13 protein-coding genes are annotated in these 16,421 nt (G+C 46.8%); 4 read left to right on the top strand and 9 right to left on the bottom strand.

The annotated features are described in order from the left end of the window. Nucleotides 1–12 precede the first annotated feature (12 nt). Complete coding sequence (locus ACRD67_RS16745) at nucleotides 13–1,173, bottom strand: beta-ketoacyl synthase N-terminal-like domain-containing protein (RefSeq protein WP_430968676.1); 1,161 nt, start codon at nucleotides 1,171–1,173, stop codon at nucleotides 13–15. A gap of 146 nt (nucleotides 1,174–1,319) precedes the next feature. Between ACRD67_RS16745 and ACRD67_RS16740 the strand changes: the two genes are divergently transcribed. Beyond that, nucleotides 1,320–2,078, top strand: coding sequence for a glycosyltransferase (locus ACRD67_RS16740; protein ID WP_430968375.1), 759 nt, complete (start codon nucleotides 1,320–1,322; stop codon nucleotides 2,076–2,078). Here ACRD67_RS16740 and bioA read toward each other — a convergent pair. Continuing rightward, the gene (gene bioA / locus ACRD67_RS16735; protein ID WP_430968374.1) at nucleotides 2,073–3,347 is read right to left on the bottom strand and encodes an adenosylmethionine--8-amino-7-oxononanoate transaminase; all 1,275 of its coding nucleotides are present in this window, start codon (nucleotides 3,345–3,347) and stop codon (nucleotides 2,073–2,075) included. The two genes, ACRD67_RS16740 and bioA, sit on opposite strands and share 6 nt — an antisense overlap. A 72-nt stretch (nucleotides 3,348–3,419) precedes the next feature. Between bioA and ACRD67_RS16730 the strand changes: the two genes are divergently transcribed. Beyond that, a complete protein-coding gene (locus ACRD67_RS16730) occupies nucleotides 3,420–4,907 on the top strand; it encodes an ArnT family glycosyltransferase (RefSeq protein WP_430968373.1) in 1,488 nt (495 codons plus the stop codon). Here the strand turns inward: ACRD67_RS16730 and bioD are convergent. From bioD to ACRD67_RS16715, 3 genes are read right to left on the bottom strand one after another with little or no spacing between them, the layout of a single operon-like run. Beyond that, nucleotides 4,899–5,516: a dethiobiotin synthase gene (bioD, locus tag ACRD67_RS16725; protein ID WP_430968372.1), complete on the bottom strand. Its 618-nt coding sequence runs from the start codon at nucleotides 5,514–5,516 to the stop codon at nucleotides 4,899–4,901. The genes ACRD67_RS16730 and bioD overlap by 9 nt on opposite strands. Before the next feature lie 4 nt (nucleotides 5,517–5,520). Continuing rightward, nucleotides 5,521–5,901, bottom strand: a complete 381-nt coding sequence (locus tag ACRD67_RS16720) for a putative signal transducing protein (RefSeq protein WP_430968371.1) — start codon at nucleotides 5,899–5,901, stop codon at nucleotides 5,521–5,523. A gap of 6 nt (nucleotides 5,902–5,907) precedes the next feature. Further along, nucleotides 5,908–7,071, bottom strand: coding sequence for an aminotransferase class I/II-fold pyridoxal phosphate-dependent enzyme (locus tag ACRD67_RS16715; RefSeq protein WP_430968370.1), 1,164 nt, complete (start codon nucleotides 7,069–7,071; stop codon nucleotides 5,908–5,910). 61 nt (nucleotides 7,072–7,132) lie between these two features. Here ACRD67_RS16715 and ACRD67_RS16710 point away from each other — a divergent pair, with 61 nt between their 5' ends. After that, nucleotides 7,133–8,836 carry a M61 family metallopeptidase gene (locus tag ACRD67_RS16710; RefSeq protein WP_430968369.1) on the top strand — a complete coding sequence of 568 codons (1,704 nt, stop codon included), beginning with the start codon at nucleotides 7,133–7,135 and terminating at the stop codon, nucleotides 8,834–8,836. A 107-nt stretch (nucleotides 8,837–8,943) separates the two neighbouring features. Beyond that, on the top strand, nucleotides 8,944–9,477 hold the full coding sequence (locus ACRD67_RS16705) for a GNAT family N-acetyltransferase (RefSeq protein ID WP_430968368.1): 534 nt from the start codon (nucleotides 8,944–8,946) through the stop codon (nucleotides 9,475–9,477). 46 nt (nucleotides 9,478–9,523) lie between these two features. On the opposite strand, the gene ACRD67_RS16700 is transcribed toward ACRD67_RS16705, so the two are convergent. From ACRD67_RS16700 to glmS, 4 genes are all read right to left on the bottom strand, one after another. After that, nucleotides 9,524–9,802, bottom strand: coding sequence for a F0F1 ATP synthase subunit delta/epsilon (locus tag ACRD67_RS16700; RefSeq protein ID WP_430968367.1), 279 nt, complete (start codon nucleotides 9,800–9,802; stop codon nucleotides 9,524–9,526). A gap of 49 nt (nucleotides 9,803–9,851) precedes the next feature. Continuing rightward, nucleotides 9,852–11,360, bottom strand: coding sequence for a F0F1 ATP synthase subunit beta (gene atpD, locus ACRD67_RS16695; protein ID WP_430968366.1), 1,509 nt, complete (start codon nucleotides 11,358–11,360; stop codon nucleotides 9,852–9,854). A 188-nt stretch (nucleotides 11,361–11,548) separates the two neighbouring features. Continuing rightward, on the bottom strand, nucleotides 11,549–14,308 hold the full coding sequence (locus ACRD67_RS16690; protein ID WP_430968365.1) for a TonB-dependent receptor: 2,760 nt from the start codon (nucleotides 14,306–14,308) through the stop codon (nucleotides 11,549–11,551). A 198-nt stretch (nucleotides 14,309–14,506) separates the two neighbouring features. Then, entirely contained in the window at nucleotides 14,507–16,354 is a 1,848-nt protein-coding gene (gene glmS, locus ACRD67_RS16685) for a glutamine--fructose-6-phosphate transaminase (isomerizing) (RefSeq protein ID WP_430968364.1), read from the bottom strand. Nucleotides 16,355–16,421 lie beyond the last annotated feature (67 nt).

The following is a 16,421-nucleotide window of genomic DNA, read 5'->3' as shown; positions in this document are numbered from 1 at the left end:
TCCCTTCTAAGTTTAAATGCTTTTTGAGAGCAGGATAGATACAGCATTTCCTCCAAAGCCAACAGCATTAACAAGGATCTTTTGGATGTTCTCGGGAACATTTTGATTGTTGACGTAGGGCACGGGTATACAAGTTTGGGACCTTAGCATAAAGATGGCCAATTCTATGCTCAACAAGCCTGAAGCTCCGAACGTATGTCCTATCTTCCACTTATTCGTAGTCAAAAAAGGTAATTTGTTACAAAATATTTTATCTATGGCCATTTTTTCGGAGCTGTCTCCCTTAACCGTCCCCGGGGCATGCATGACAATGATGTCCACTTCATCCGGTGATAGGGTCCCCAAGGCCATTTTCATAGATTGCTGAAAACAAACGGCATCCGTAGAAATGGAAGTGTTGCTTTCCAAGGGTTCCGTGGCGTAGCCCATTCCATGAATACGGGCCAAGGCATTTTTAGGGCTTCCCTTTTCCAAGCAGGCCACGGCAGCTCCTTCGCCAAGGACCATGCTGTTTTCCCGCTTTTCCAGATCCAAGGCCCGGCAAGGGTATGCCCCATTCCCTTTGGCATAAATTTTAAGCGCTTGTATTTGCGCTATGGTGAATGGCGTCAAGGGGGCCTCGCTCCCTCCCACTAAAAATTTATCGGCCATTCCACTTTTAATCCAAGCTACCCCGTTCAACAACGCATGCAAGGCTGTAGAGCAGGTAATGGAATGCGATATTTCTGGACCCTTGGTCTGCAGGTCATGGGCCACCCAGGACGAGATGTTTCCCAAGGTTGTGGTTGGCGAAGAAAGGGTTGAAGTCCTTTTTTTACGAATAAATTCTTCGTGATATTTTTCGAAAAGGGCTGTTGCCCCCCTGGAGGAACCCATATTAATCCCAAAGTTGTCCTTGGAGTTCCACCCAGCTTGAGCGACCGCTTTTCTTGCAGTGAAGAGTGCGTAAAGTACGGTGCGATCCAACTTGCCGTATTTTGGATTGGATGCCCCCAGCGAATCTATTTCTCGTTGTATTTCCCTGGAAATGGGTGCTACCCAGGCCTTGATTTCCCCAAAATTCCGTTCTTCCAAACAGTGGGCCCCTTGTTTATAGGCCTCCCAAACAGCCTGGGGCGAGGCACCCAAAGGTGATACCGAGGCTAGGGCGGTTATGGAAATGGTTTGGTCCATGAGATATGGTAATAGTGGCACAAATCTAGGGGTTTTATAAAATTTTCAGAGGGTTTTTTAAGGCATATCACAAAATCCTTGGTCAAATTTGTAAATTAGACGCATCTGGAAGGTTTGGTATACCGGATGCAAGCAAAGCCGCCTTAATGGATCAAAAAAAACTAACCATTGTTGTTCCCTGTTTTAACGAATACTATCGACTACCGGTCGCCGATTTTTCTGCCTTTCTGAACCAACATCCACAGGTGGCACTTTGTTTTGTCAATGATGCCTCTACGGACAAGACCCTACAAAGATTGCATACTTTACAAAATGACTTTCCGCATCAGGTCGTGGTGCTGAACAATGAAAAGAACTTGGGAAAGGCAGAATCCGTACGCAAGGGGGTATTGGAGGGCAACGCCAAAACGCAATCGCCCGTACTCGCCTATTTGGATGCCGACCTGGCCACTTCCCTGGAGGAATGTTACGCGCTCAACTCCTATCTTGTTGACGGCAAGGAATTTGTTTTTGCCTCCAGAATCCTAAAAATAGGGTCGGTGGTGGAACGAAAATTCTCCCGTTTTCTTTTTGGTCGCGTTATTGCCACCTTTATTTCCAATATTCTGGACCTGAAGGTCTATGATACCCAGTGTGGCTGCAAGGTATTTAAGGCCTCCCTTTCGCAAATACTGTTCGAGCGCCCGTTTATCTCAAAATGGTTGTTCGATGTGGAACTCTTTAGCAGATTGTTGGTAGCCTACGGCAAGCCGGTGGCATTGGCCAAAATGGAGGAGATTCCCGTGCGGCAATGGATAGACCAAGGAGATTCCAAGGTAAAGCTCGCCTATTTTTTTCGGTTGTGGTATGATCTGTTCCTGATACGGAGGGAGCATCGCAAGAATAGTGCGCAGTATCGATTATAGTTTTTCGAGCATCATCTTTATACTACCATATATCCGTTTCAGTTGTTCTTCGGATATGACGTAGGGCGCCAGAACATAAATGGTATTCCCCAGCGGGCGTAGAAAGACCCCCTGATCCATAAAATGCTCAAACAAACGGTCCCTAAGCTGTCCGTAGCGCTCCATTTCCACCTTAAGGTCCAGGGCATATATAATCCCGGTCTGCCGTGTGGCAGCAACTTTGGGATGGTCTTTGATCTCCGCATCAAACTGTCTATGGGAGGCCATTATGCGTCGGATACTCGACTGTATTTCATCGGATTGCAATAGTGTTATTCCGGCCAAAGCGGCGGTACAGGCCAAGGGGTTTGCCGTATAGGTATGTCCATGGAACAAGCCCTTGGAAATCTCATCGCTGTAAAAGGCATCATATACCTCCCGCGTACAACTGGTGACCCCCATGGGAACAAGGCCTGCGGTCAACGCTTTGGAAAGGCACATGATATCGGGTTTGGACGTAATTTGGTCTGATGCAAAATTGGTTCCGGTCTTTCCAAAGCCCGTCATGACCTCATCGGCAATGGTAAGCACCCTATATTTCCCCATGAGCTCCAAAAGCTGGGCGAGTTCCTCGGCTCCGTGCATCTGCATGGCCGCCGCTCCCTGGACCAGGGGCTCATATACAAAGCCTGCAATGTCCTGTTTTTGTAAGCGGGTTTCCAGTTGTTCCAAAAGGGCATGGATCGTATGGGGAGTGGGTACCGGAATGCGTTCCACATCTATAAAAAACTCCTCGAAAGGTCCGTTATAGACCGATAGACCCGAAACCGACATCGCACCGAAGGTGTCCCCATGGAACCCCCCTTCAAAAGCGAGCAGCACAGGGCGTTTTTTGCCTTGGTTGAAATGGTATTGCAAGGCCATTTTAATCCCGATCTCCGTGGCCGTGGACCCATTATCGGAAAAGAACAATTTTTCCTGGTTGGGGGGCAGTATCTTTATAAGTTCCTCTGACAACCTTACGGCAGGTTCATGGGTGAACCCGCTAAAGACCACCTGATCCAACTCCTGCATTTGCCCATATACCTTCTCCAAAATATAATCGTTGCAATGCCCGTACATGCAGGTATACCAGGAAGCGATACCGTCTATATAGCCCTTTCCCCTTTCATCGTAGAGCATGGCTCCTTTGGCCTTGATGATGCCCAGCATCTCCGGGTGCAATTTGTGCTGGGTAAGTGGATGCCATAAATGTTTTTTATCCCTTTCCGAAAGATTTTTGGATGCCATGAATTTATAAAACGAGCTTTTTATCTATCTTGCAAAGATGGGGATTAATCCCCAATAAACGGAACCCGGGCCATGCTTAAAAAGCTGATCGATTACTTTACCCCTTCCTATACACATCTAAAAAACAGGACCGCTTTCCTGCTGTTGTTGTTGACCGCTTTTTTGATCCGGTTTCCCTTTTTTTTTAGGGATTATGTAGACCGGGACGAAAGTACGTTTATCCTGGTGGCCCAATCCTGGGTAAATGGACATTTGCCCTACACGGAACTCTGGGACATAAAACCGCCCATTACCTTTCTTTTTTTTGCAAGTGTCATTTACAGCTTCGGAAAAAGCTTTTTGGCCATCCGTTTCTTTGGCACCCTAATGGTGGTCATTTCCGCCTTCTTTACCTATAAGATCGGAGAGAAAATGGGCTCCAAAAAATTGGGATTCTGGTCGGCCGTCATATGTGTGTACCTCCAAAGCATGTTCGGAAGCCTGCAAGGGGTCATGTCCGAACATATCTGTATGGCCTTTTTTATGGCAGCGCTCTACCTTATTATTTCATCAAAAAAGGGATACCGCTACGGTATGGCGGGACTCCTCATGGGGCTGGCGGTCATGACCAAACTGAATATGGCCTATGCCATTCTTTTTGTGGGCCTGTTTGTTCTTTTCGACCATTTTAGCAAAAAGGAGTTCCAAAGGGGCATGTTACGTTCCATCGGCTATGGAACCGGTATTCTTGTTATTATCGGATTGACGGTGCTGCCCTATTATTTGCAGGGCGATGCCGGTCTTTGGTGGAAATCGGTGGTGAAGGCCCCCTTGGAGTATGCCGGAGCCAGACGGTATTCTATCCTTAAAATATCACCCTTGTTTTTGATATTGACCGCTTTTTTTCTTTTCGCATGGAAAAAAAGGTTGTTGAATTTTAGGGAACGATCGGTGCAAATCCTATTGGTCGTTGTTCTGGGCGTGCTGCTATCCTTCCTGCGGGGGGGTCGCATCAACGGGCATTACCTCATTCAATTGCACCCGGTCCTTATCCTCTTGGTCGCCTTAGTGGTGAGCAAGCTTACCTACTTTAAGCGATTCGATTACAGGCCCTATGTTCTTTTCCTGTTGCTATTGCTGCCTGTGGAAACCTATTTGGAATATGCAGCGGTCGTAAAAAACAAAGGTGCCAAGGGCAGTTTTTTTAACGGGGAAGGAATCGATGTGCCCAAATTTATCATCGCAAACGGCCTTGAAACCAAGGACATTCTATTTTTGGAATATCACATTGGGTACTGGGTGCTGGGCGTAAATCCGCCTACCAAGGCGGCCACCCACCCCAGCAATATCTGCAAATCCGAGATGTTTCCCTTTTATGACAACCCCAGGACAACTGGGGTGGAGGAGATCCGGTTCATTATGGAAACCATACGGCCCAAAACGGTGGTCATCAGAAAGAACAAATCCATTTTTGACAAAAAGCTCCTTGAGGAAAACGAATACATCAATGCATACCTACCCAGGCATTACCGGCTTTTCGAAACCATTGATCGGGCCCATATCTATCAGCGATTAGAGTAACTGCAAAGCAGGTTTTAATTGCTCCGCATACTTTTTGACCACTGCCTTGTCAAAAGAGGTTTCCTCCTGGATCCTGCCAATCATAGGAACACCTGTCTTTTTTAAAATAATGCTTTCGGTGGTGGGGTGTTCATCCCCGCTAAAGAGCACGGAAACCTCAAAGCCTTTTAGCTGCAGCCAGTTGATGGTGAGCAGGGAATGGTTGATGCTGCCCAAATAATGTCGGGAGACCACCACTACTTTGTAATTCGGTCGTATGATGTCCAAGACGGTATCCGTATCGTTCAGGGGCACCAGCAGACCCCCAGCACCTTCAATGATCAGATGATTGTCCGTATCCGGCGCTACAATGGTGTTGATGTCTATGGTAATTCCATCCAGGTGGGCGGCCGCATGGGGACTCATAGGGGTTTGTAATGCATAACTGTTCCCGTGCACCACGGTTCGTGGGTTGGATATGAGTTCCCTTATTTTATGGCTATCGGAACGGTCGAGGTCTCCGGCCTGTACCGGTTTCCAGTAATCGGCCTCCAAGGCCTCGGTAATGATGGCCGCGGCTATGGTCTTTCCCACATCCGTGGATATTCCTGTTACAAAAATTCGCTGCATCGTTCTAAGGCCTTGTAATCATATTACAATTAAGACATTTATATTTCCGGGGCTCAAAAAACGGAAAAAGTTTGTAGAACAGTCCCTTTCTATCATAGTATCTTTCGGATTTTTGGGCCTTGCAATTGGGGCAGGTAACCGGGGTTCCATCATCGTTCAGGGCGTAGCTGCGTATTTCATTGTAGATTGCCAAGGCCTTTTCCTTATCCTCTTCGTATACTTCGAGTTTAACCCCTCCGATAGCGTGACTTATCATAGGGTCGGAGTTCAAGGTATTCTCGTCCTTTAGAAAAACGGGAATCCCTTCGGATTCCAACTTTCCCTTGATAATCTGTACATCACTTACGTACTCAAAGGCGGCTATCGTAAAACGCTTCCTGCTCATTTCTTTTTAAATAAATTTAGCCAATAATTCCAAGACCCTGCTTATTTCCTCCTGCGTGTTATACGTATGGAGACAAAACCGGAGTCGTTCGCTAGCTTGGGGAACGGTCGGGGAAAGAATGGGCCTTACATCAAAACCCGCTTCCTGCAATTTTTCGGATACCCGTTTTACGTTTTCGTTTCCCGGAATCGTACAGCAATGTATGGCCGAATCGCTCTCTATAAAGTTCCCTTTTAAACCTAGGGCCTGCTGTTGATTCCTAAAAAATTCGATGTTTTCCCGAAGCCCCTTCATGGCGCTCTTTCCCGGGGCCTCCATAAGAAGGTTGTGAGCCTCTATTACTGAAGCTGCGGTATGTGGGGGCATGGCGGTAGTATAAATAAAACTTCGGGCGAAATTCACCAGATACTTTTTTAAGATGGCACTTCCCAAAATTGCGGCACCATGGCACCCCAGTGCCTTTCCAAAGGTTACGATCCCCGCAAAAACCTGCTGCTGCAGTCCCAATGTCGCCAACATGCTTTCACCCTGCATGCCATAAACCCCCATAGCGTGTGCTTCATCTACCACCAACCGATAGCCATTATTATGGCAAAAGTCTGCGAAAACCTTTAGATCTGGGCAATCCCCATCCATGGAAAAAACGGATTCGGTCACCACGTAAATCTCGCTATCGGTGCTTTTTAAGTGAGTGCCTACGGTCTTTGAAATTTTCGTTTCCAGATTTGCAAGATCATTATGGACAAATTTATAGCCTTTGGCATGACCCATAGTGATACCGTCACGAATACTGGCATGTACCAATTCATCGTAAAAAACGAAATCGCCCCGTTGCGGGACAGCCGCAAAAAAACCTGTATTGGCGTCATAGCCCGAATTAAACACTAAGGCCGTTTCCATGCCATGAAAACTGGCAAGTTGTCCCTCCAGGTCCAGGAACAAGGGATGATTTCCCGAGAGTAAGCGGGATCCGGTAGCTCCATTGAGCCACAATCCCTTTTTGGAAAGCAAGTTTTCGGCCCTCTCGAATATTGCTTCGCTCCGGGCCAATCCCAGATAATCATTGGAGGAGAAATCCACCAGGTGCCGAGCCTGTGGTAAACTCCTCAGCGAACCATTGGCTTCCCTTTCATCCAATTTTGATTGTAGTTTTTTTGGAAATTTGGCCATGGGACAAATGTAATGTATCCTAATTTTAAATGGTATATTAGTTTGCGTAAACCGATGATCCATGAAAAAATTTATTTGCCTGTTACTTATTGTGCTTTGGGGCCAAACCGGGGCCGCACAGATCAATACCTATGCCATTTCGTTTCCCAATGCGGTGCATCATGAAGCGGAAGTAATGGCACGTTTTCCAAGCATTTCCGCGGATACCATTTCCTTTCGGATGAGCCGTACCTCACCGGGTAGGTACGCGCTTCACGAATTTGCCAAAAACGTCTACAATTTTAAAGCAACGGACAGCAAGGGCCAGCCCCTACAGGTGAAAAGGCCAGACCCCTATCAATGGGAAGTAGCCGGACACGATGGCACAGTGCATATTAGCTATACCTTGTTCGCCAATCGGGGCGGGGGTACGTACGCCCAGGTGGATGAGACCCATGCCCATCTGAACATTCCGGCTACTTTTATGTTTGCTCCCACGCTTGCTGAACGTGGAATAGAAGTGACTTTTGAGGTACGCACTGATTTAAATTGGAAGGTGGCCACACAGTTAGAACAGGTTTCGGGAACCACCTATTCCGCTCCAGACCTGCAGTATTTTATGGACAGTCCGACCGAAATAAGCGATTATAGTATTCGTGAATTTGAGCTTCCATCGGATACGGGCACCCAAAAAATTCAATTTGTACTGCACCATAATGGAACGGATGCGGAGCTGGACGCCTATTTCGAAAATGTGAAGAAAGTGGTGCATGCTGAAAAGGAAGTTTATGGGGTGCTACCTAATTTTGATCATGGCCGCTACACCTTTTTGGCCTGTTATATTCCCAATGCCTCTGGTGACGGGATGGAACACCGCAACTCTACCGTGCTAACGAGCACCCGCAGCTTAGCCGATGGCGGAATGGAAAGAAATATAGGAACGGTCTCCCATGAATTTTTCCATGCTTGGAACGTGGAACGGATCCGCCCACGCTCCTTGGAGCCCTTCGATTTTACTGAGGCGAATATGAGCGGTGCGCTTTGGTTTGCCGAAGGTTTTACCAGCTACTATACCAATCTAATTCTGTGCAGGGCGGGAATCCTTAGTCCGGAACAGTATGTGGAAGGCTTGGCGGGAACCTTCAACTACGTGTGGAACTCCCCGGCGAGACAGTATTTTAATCCTATAGAAATGAGCTACCAGGCCCCTTTTGTGGATGCCGCTACATCCGTTGACCCGGTCAACCGGGAAAACACCTTTATTTCCTACTACTCTTACGGGAGCATGTTGGGCCTGGCGCTGGACCTATCCCTGAGGAGCGAAAACTTAAATTTGGACGACTTTATGAAACTGGTCTGGCAAACCTATGGAACCCAAGAGATACCCTATACGGTTCAGGATTTACACAGGTCTCTGGGTCAATACGCCGGTAAGGCCTTTGCTGATACTTTTTTTGACAACTATATCCATAACAGCGGTATGCCCGATTACCAGACCCTATTTAACTCCGTAGGTGTCGTCCTAAAACAAAATGCGAACACACCATTATTTGGGGCAAACCTGGCCATTATGGACCATAATGCCACCGCGGTGATCCGTAGGAACACAAAAATTGGGAGTCCCGCCTACAAAGCCGGTCTGGACAAAGGGGACGCCTTAGTGACCCTAAATAAAACACCGTTCAAGGTAGGACAATCCGTGGCCGATTATATGGCGCAATTTAAGGTAGGTGATACGCTAGAGGTAGATTTTAAGCGCTTTGGGGAACAAAAACGACTTCGGTAATCTTGGAAGCCAGCCCCAACTATACCATTTCCCTAATGGAAAAGGATGAAGTAATGCCCTCGGAAAAAATGTTGCAAGCGCGTAAGGATTGGTTAAAACTTGATTAAATGGAACTGCAATTTGGTCCGGCCAAATCAGAGGTTGAACTCCTCGGAATTTTAAAACTGCAAAAGGCCAATCTACCCAATGCCGTATCGTCCGATGAAAAACAACGGGAAGGCTTTGTAACGGTGAACCACACCTTGGAACTCTTAGGGCGCATGAACAGTGTTTGTCCGCACATCATCGCCAAGGACCGGGAGCGGGTGGTAGCGTACACCCTTTGCATGCATCCCATGTTTGCTTCAGAAATTCCTGTTTTAAAGCCTATGTTCAACGAAATTGACAGCATACTTCCCAAGATGGAAAACTATCTCGTCATGGGTCAGGTATGCATAGATAAGGCGTATCGGAAACTAGGGATTTTTAGAACCTTGTACGAGACCATGCAGAAGTCCACAAGATCTGGATTTGATAGTATTGTTACCGAGGTGGATGCAGAAAACGTGCGCTCATTGCAGGCACATTATGCCGTGGGGTTTCGGGACTTGAAAACCTACACGTCCGGGGGACGGCAGTGGCACCTGATCGTGCTGAAATAAAAAAGCCACGCCCGAAGGCATGGCTTACATCATAACAGTATTTTGTTTAGTCTGCCAGAACAATGACCTTGTTGTCATTCATTTCTACTGTGCCACTAGTAATGGTCAGGACCGTTTTTCCTTTGGCATCCTTGGAAAACTTATTTTCATAGGCTTCATCAATGGATACCTCTCCTTCGATCTTTACCTCCCCGGCCTGTAACAGGGAAACGATAGGGGCGTGATTGGTGAGCATTTGAAACTCTCCATCAACACCAGGTACGGTGACCGAGCTTACTTCTCCGGCAAACAAGGTTGCCTCGGGTGAAACAATTTCTAGATACATATTCTTTAGTATTCGGTAGTTCGCAGTCCTATTCGGTACGGTCTACTTGTTATGCTTCCGCCAACATTTTCTCTCCTGCTTCTATAGCCTCTTCAATGGTTCCCTTAAGGTTAAAGGCCGATTCTGGCAAACGATCCAGTTCACCATCCATAATCATATTAAATCCTTTGATGGTATCCTTGATGTCTACCAAGACCCCGGGCATACCCGTAAATTGTTCGGCCACGTGGAAGGGCTGTGATAGGAAACGCTGTACACGTCTTGCCCTACCTACGGCCAATTTATCCTCCTCGGAAAGTTCTTCCATACCAAGGATTGCAATGATATCCTGTAATTCTTTATAACGCTGAAGCAACTCTTTTACCCTTTGGGCACAATCGTAATGCTCGGCACCGAGTATATCGGCTGTAAGGATCCTGGAAGTAGAATCCAAGGGGTCTACGGCTGGATAGATACCCAATTCCGCAATCTTTCTGGATAATACCGTGGTGGCGTCCAAGTGGGCAAAGGTAGTTGCCGGCGCGGGATCCGTCAAGTCATCCGCGGGAACATATACCGCCTGTACCGAGGTAATGGAACCTCTTTTGGTAGAGGTGATACGTTCTTGCATGGTACCCATTTCCGTGGCCAGGGTAGGTTGGTATCCTACCGCCGATGGCATACGTCCCAAAAGGGCCGATACCTCGGAACCTGCTTGGGTGAAACGGAATATATTATCCACGAAGAAAAGAACGTCTTTTCCCTGACCCTCGCCGGCTCCATCACGGAAGTATTCCGCTATGGTCAACCCGGAAAGTGCTACACGGGCACGTGCTCCTGGAGGTTCGTTCATTTGTCCGAATACAAAAGTTGCTTTGGACTCCTTCATAACCTTCTTGTCAACTTTGGACAGGTCCCAACCTCCTTCTTCCATGGAATGAAGAAAATCGTCCCCGTATTTGATAATCCCCGATTCCAACATCTCGCGAAGCAAGTCGTTTCCTTCTCGCGTACGCTCTCCTACACCGGCGAATACGGATAGTCCCCCGTGTCCCTTGGCAATGTTGTTGATCAACTCTTGGATCAGTACGGTTTTACCAACACCGGCACCTCCGAACAATCCAATTTTACCACCTTTGGCATAGGGCTCGATCAAATCGATTACCTTGATTCCGGTGAACAACACTTCTGTGGAAGTTGATAAATCTTCAAACTTAGGTGCCTCCCGGTGTATAGGCAGGCCATCCTTACCTGTTTTGGGCAAGTTCCCAAGACCGTCAATGGCATCACCGATCACATTGAACAAACGACCATAAACGTCGTCTCCAATGGGCATCTGAATGGCGTTTCCGGTTGCTACGGCCTCCACGCCCCTACTCATCCCATCCGTAGAGTCCATGGAGATTGTCCTAACGGTGTTCTCACCAATATGCGACTGTACTTCCAAGATTAATTTGGAACCATCTTCCTTGGTGATTTCCAAAGAGTCATAAATTTTGGGAAGGTCCGCTCCGGACTGAAATTCCACATCGATTACCGGTCCAATAATTTGAGAAACTTTACCTGTAACTTTAGCCATTACGCTGATATATTTTGAAGATTATAATATTTTGGAAATACGCTGTCTTACAACGTATTCCGCCTTCGTTTTTCCGGCTGCAAAGATATGGTATTCACTTTTAAATAGAAACTTCTTTTCTTTTTTTTTGGACATAAAAAAAGGGCGCCCTAAATGGCGCCCTTCCATATTTTCATTCTTCCCCCTTTTTAAGGGTTTATGGTCCAGGAGACATAGTATATGGAACCAATCAAACCGGTACCTACAGCGGTAAAATATTCGTCCCCCAAAAGATTGGAGGCCCCGGCCTTGAAAACCGACTTGATCTTAGGAACGGTATAATTGACCTGTGCATCCAAAACGGTGTAGGCAGGAATGTCGCCATCGGCAAAAGTGGCCTGCCATTCATAGGAATCGCTCCATCGGTAGTTGATATTAAAACCAAAATTTTCGAAGAGCGCGGTATGGCCAAAAGAGGCCTTAGCCTTGTGCTTGGGTGTGTTGAAATTGGTCCTAAAATCTGGAAACGCCGCTTGGTTGAAATCCAAATCGGCAAAGGTATAGTTGGCGCCTAAATCAAAATTCCCTAAAACCTTAACGTCTACACCCAAGGTGGCTCCGTACGACTCAATATCGGCCTCCGAGTTGGTGTAGGTCTGATATGGGAAAAAGTCCCCGTTCTGCAAGGCTAGCAATGATAGTGCGTTATCCCCTGCCTGTCCATAAAAAGGAACGATGACCGTAGTATTGGAAATAAAGTTCTTATATCTATTGTAGTAGCCGCTCAAATCAATGGTAACCTTACCCAACTGTGCCCTGTACCCCACCTCGTAGGCGGTAATCTCCTCGGGTTGTACGATCGGGGTGTTGACAGCTGTGGGTGTACCCGCATTGACCGAGTTTAGGGAGAAGGCATTTTCATAAGCGGCCCTGCCCACCACCGTAGCCGTGGTAGCACCAACTGTGTTGGCACCTACATCGCTAAGGGTATACGTGCGTATATCCCTATCCAAGTTGTCCGGAGCCGATCCCACAAGTACGGCCCTACCGGCATTTAACCCAATAAACAAGTCCTGGGTAGTAGGGTTTCTAAATCCTTGTTGTACCGAGGCCCTGAAGTTTTGGTTTCTATTTTTGCCGGCCGTGTATACCACCGAAATTCTGGGGGAATAAAAGCCATCAAAGAATTCGTTCTTGTCATATCGGATAGAACCGGTCAGCTTTAAACGTTCATCCATCAACTTTTTCTGTATCTGCAAATAGGCTCCAAATTCATTATAGGTAATAGGACCATCGATATCGGTAAAGATCGTCCCCTGGGATCTTAGGTCATATTCCCTAAAAGAGCCCCCTATTTGTATATCGGCCACTTCTCTGGTAAGGTGACTAAAATTGTAATTCGCGTCCACATGACGGAATTTGGTGTTGTCTATAAACTTTGATCCGGTGTTCAAGTCCCCATCTGAAGTAATGCGGTTGAACGCGGCTTGGAACTCCGGGGTTCCTGGCATAAACCTCCCCGTATCTGCAGCTACGCGTGCTGCGGCATGTGCCTGGGTCGCTGCATCTTCCCTGGAAAGTCCGCCCTGGAAGCCTCCCAAAAAGGTAGGGATGTAGGTTTGGGCATACTCGGTGAACCATTGGGTATCCCCTTTCCATGCCCGGTTAATATTAATCCCTGTAAAGCGGGTGTCATAGGAATCCCCCGAACCTTCAGAGGTAATATATCCCCGCAGAAAAAAGTTATCGTTGCGTATCTCTATCTTATGTTGTTGAAAAATAAAATTCGTCACGGCATACCTATTGGCCCCTTGGTAAATGGTATTACCTCTACCTACACGTCCATTGTACAGGATTTCAAAATCATCCCCAAAAGGTTTATAGTGCACCGAGTAATCGGTCTTTACACTTTCAGCGTTGTAATTGGTAAGGTCGCCTTCGGCATAACCGGTCCTGGAAACTACGGCGCTACCCACTGTTCCCGTGGGAAATCCTGCTGCCGCATCAAAATTAAGGAGCGTACTTACCTCATCGCCATAAATATTTAAACCGTCATAGGCGGGATCGGCACGGGTAAACCCGGGATTGTTGATGTCATCTGTCCTAACCGCATGCCAGTCCTCTCCCCTTAAAAAGGAAAAATTGGCCTTTACGGCAAATTTATCGCTAAAGGCATGTGCCACCCGTATACCCAAATCGTAATAATCGTTATCGCCCGCCGCCAACTGGGAGGTAATCCCCGTTTTAAAATAAGCGCTTATACCCTGAAAATCGAAAGGATTCTTACTGGTCATGAACAGGATTCCGTTAAAGGCACCTGCACCGTATAGGGCCGAGGAAGCTCCGGGCAGGATCTCTACGCTCTGTACTTCCAACTCGGACATCCCCACAAGGTTACCGAGCACAAAATTAAGTCCGGGCGCTGAATTGTCCATCCCGTCTACCAACTGCAAAAAACGGGTATTCGCAAAGGTGGCAAATCCCCTCGTGTTGATAGATTGAAAGGTTAAACTATTGGTATTTATATCTACTCCCTTAAGATTTTGCAGGCCGCCGTAAAAGGATTCTGCCGTGGTGCTTTGGATATCCTTTAGGCCAAAGCGCTCTACCGAAACCGGGGATTCAAAAATACGTTCAGGTGTTCTGGACGCGGAAACCACTATCTCGTCCAACAGGGTTTGTACTTCTGAAATAGTTATCGCCAGGGTTTGATTGTTGGATGTAACGTCCACTATAAAATCGGAATACCCTACACTGGTTATCCTTAGTTGGAAAGGGGGGATTTCCGAAGTCTCCAAAACAAAATTACCATCAAAATCCGTGACCGTGCCTACTGCCTTTCCAATGATAACAACATTGGCCCCAGGAACGGGTTCCGCATTCTGATCAACCACTTTTCCATTGACCGTGGTTTGGGAAAACCCGATCATGCCGCATATTAGAAAGCATAAAAATAATAGTGTTCTCATGTTAATTTTGAGTTAAATTAGTTTGCCGGACAAGTTACATTTTTTTTTATTTCAATAACAATAAAAAGAAAAAAATTATGCATGCATAATATTATTTTGGCAAAAAAAATGGACTTACTGTAGCTTATCCTTAAAAATACAAAAAAAGTCGTGAATATTTTCACGACTTTTCATACTAATAGTGTTGTATTGTCCTTCTTATTCCACGGTGACCGACTTTGCCAGATTACGCGGCTGGTCCACGTTACAACCCCTCATGACCGCAATATGATAAGACAAGAGCTGTAGGGGAATAGTGGTCAACAAGGGCGTAAGGCTTTCCAAGGTCTCGGGGACCTCTATGACATGGTCTGCCAAGGCCTTAACGCTTTCATCCCCCTCGGTTACGATAGCGATGATTTTTCCCTTTCTCGACTTTATCTCCTGAATATTGCTTACCACCTTCTCATAATGGCCTTTTTTGGTCGCTATAACAAAAACCGGCATTTGTTCATCAATAAGCGCAATTGGCCCGTGCTTCATTTCGGCGGCAGGATAGCCCTCTGCATGAATATAACTTATCTCCTTTAATTTTAGGGCACCTTCAAGGGCTACGGGGAAATTGTATCCCCTGCCCAGATACAGGCAATTGGCAGAATCCTTGTACACCTCCGATATGTGCTCTACCAAACCGTTGAATTCCAAAGCGCGCTCTACCTTGGAAGGAATATTCTCCAATTCCGTTAAAAACTCATGGAACTTTGATTCTGAAAAAACACCCTTTTCCTTGGCCAGTTTTAAGGCGATTAAGGTAAGCACCGTTATTTGCGTGGTAAATGCCTTTGTTGAGGCTACCCCAATTTCCGGACCGGCATGGGTATAAGCCCCTGCATGGGTCTCCCTGGCAATGGACGACCCTACCACATTACATACCCCGAACACAAACGCCCCTTTCTGTTTGGCAAGCTTTATGGCCGCCAGGGTATCTGCAGTTTCCCCTGATTGGGATATCGCTATAAGCACATCGCGATCGGTAATCACCGGGTTCCTATACCTGAATTCCGATGCGTATTCTACTTCTACCGGGATTCTGGCCAGGTCTTCAAAAATGTATTCCGCTACTAGGCCGGCGTGCCAAGACGTGCCACAAGCTACAATGATTATACGGTCCGCGTTCAAAAACTTCTCGAGGTTCTGATCGATTCCCGCCATCCGTATTAAACCTCTATCCGCCAATAAACGCCCACGATAGGTGTCTAAAATGGCCTTGGGCTGTTCATAGATTTCCTTGAGCATAAAATGGTCGTACCCTCCCTTTTCAATCTCTTCAAGGTTGAGCTTCAATTCCAAAATATTGGGATAGGCAATGGCATCGTCCTTTATCTTTCGGAGTTTAATCTCTTTTCCCAACCGAATTATGGCCATCTCCTCATCCTCCAAATAGACGGCATTGTTCGTGAACTCAATAAAGGGGGAAGCGTCCGAGGCCACAAAGTATTCATTCTCCCCAATCCCAATCGCCAAAGGGCTTCCCAGCTTGGCCACCACGATTTCATCGGGTTTCTGCCTGTCAAAGACGGCAATGGCGTATGCGCCTACCACCTGGTTTAAGGCAATTTGAACTGCCTGGCCCAGTTTCACCTCCTCTGTGTTCTTGATTTCCTCGATCAGGTTCACCAGTACCTCGGTGTCGGTATCCGATTCAAAGGTGTATCCCCTTTTGGTCAACTCCTTTTTGATGGATTCATAATTCTCTATAATTCCATTATGGATAATGACCAAATCGCCCGAGTTGGAGTAATGTGGGTGGGAATTTATATCATTGGGAACACCATGGGTGGCCCATCGGGTATGACCCAAGCCCAAATTGCCATTAAGCGACATGGTACTTTTGGCCTTGTTCTTCAGGTCTTCGACCTTACCCTTGGTTTTGGACAAATTAATGGTATCCCCATCAAAAATGGCTATCCCAGCACTGTCATAACCGCGGTACTCTAACCGCTGTAAACCCTTTATGATGATGGGGTAGGCCTCTCGGTGCCCCATATATCCTACAATTCCACACATAATTCACTGTATTTTATGGTTGGTTTCACGCTTTTTCCATTGCAAATTTAAGCGATGCATTCAAAAA

This window comes from Eudoraea algarum (genome assembly GCF_050589645.1).
Lineage (GTDB): Bacteria > Bacteroidota > Bacteroidia > Flavobacteriales > Flavobacteriaceae > JBNGOQ01.
The sequence above is the reverse complement of the archived record's forward strand: the minus strand, read 5'-3'. Positions and strand labels throughout refer to the sequence as shown.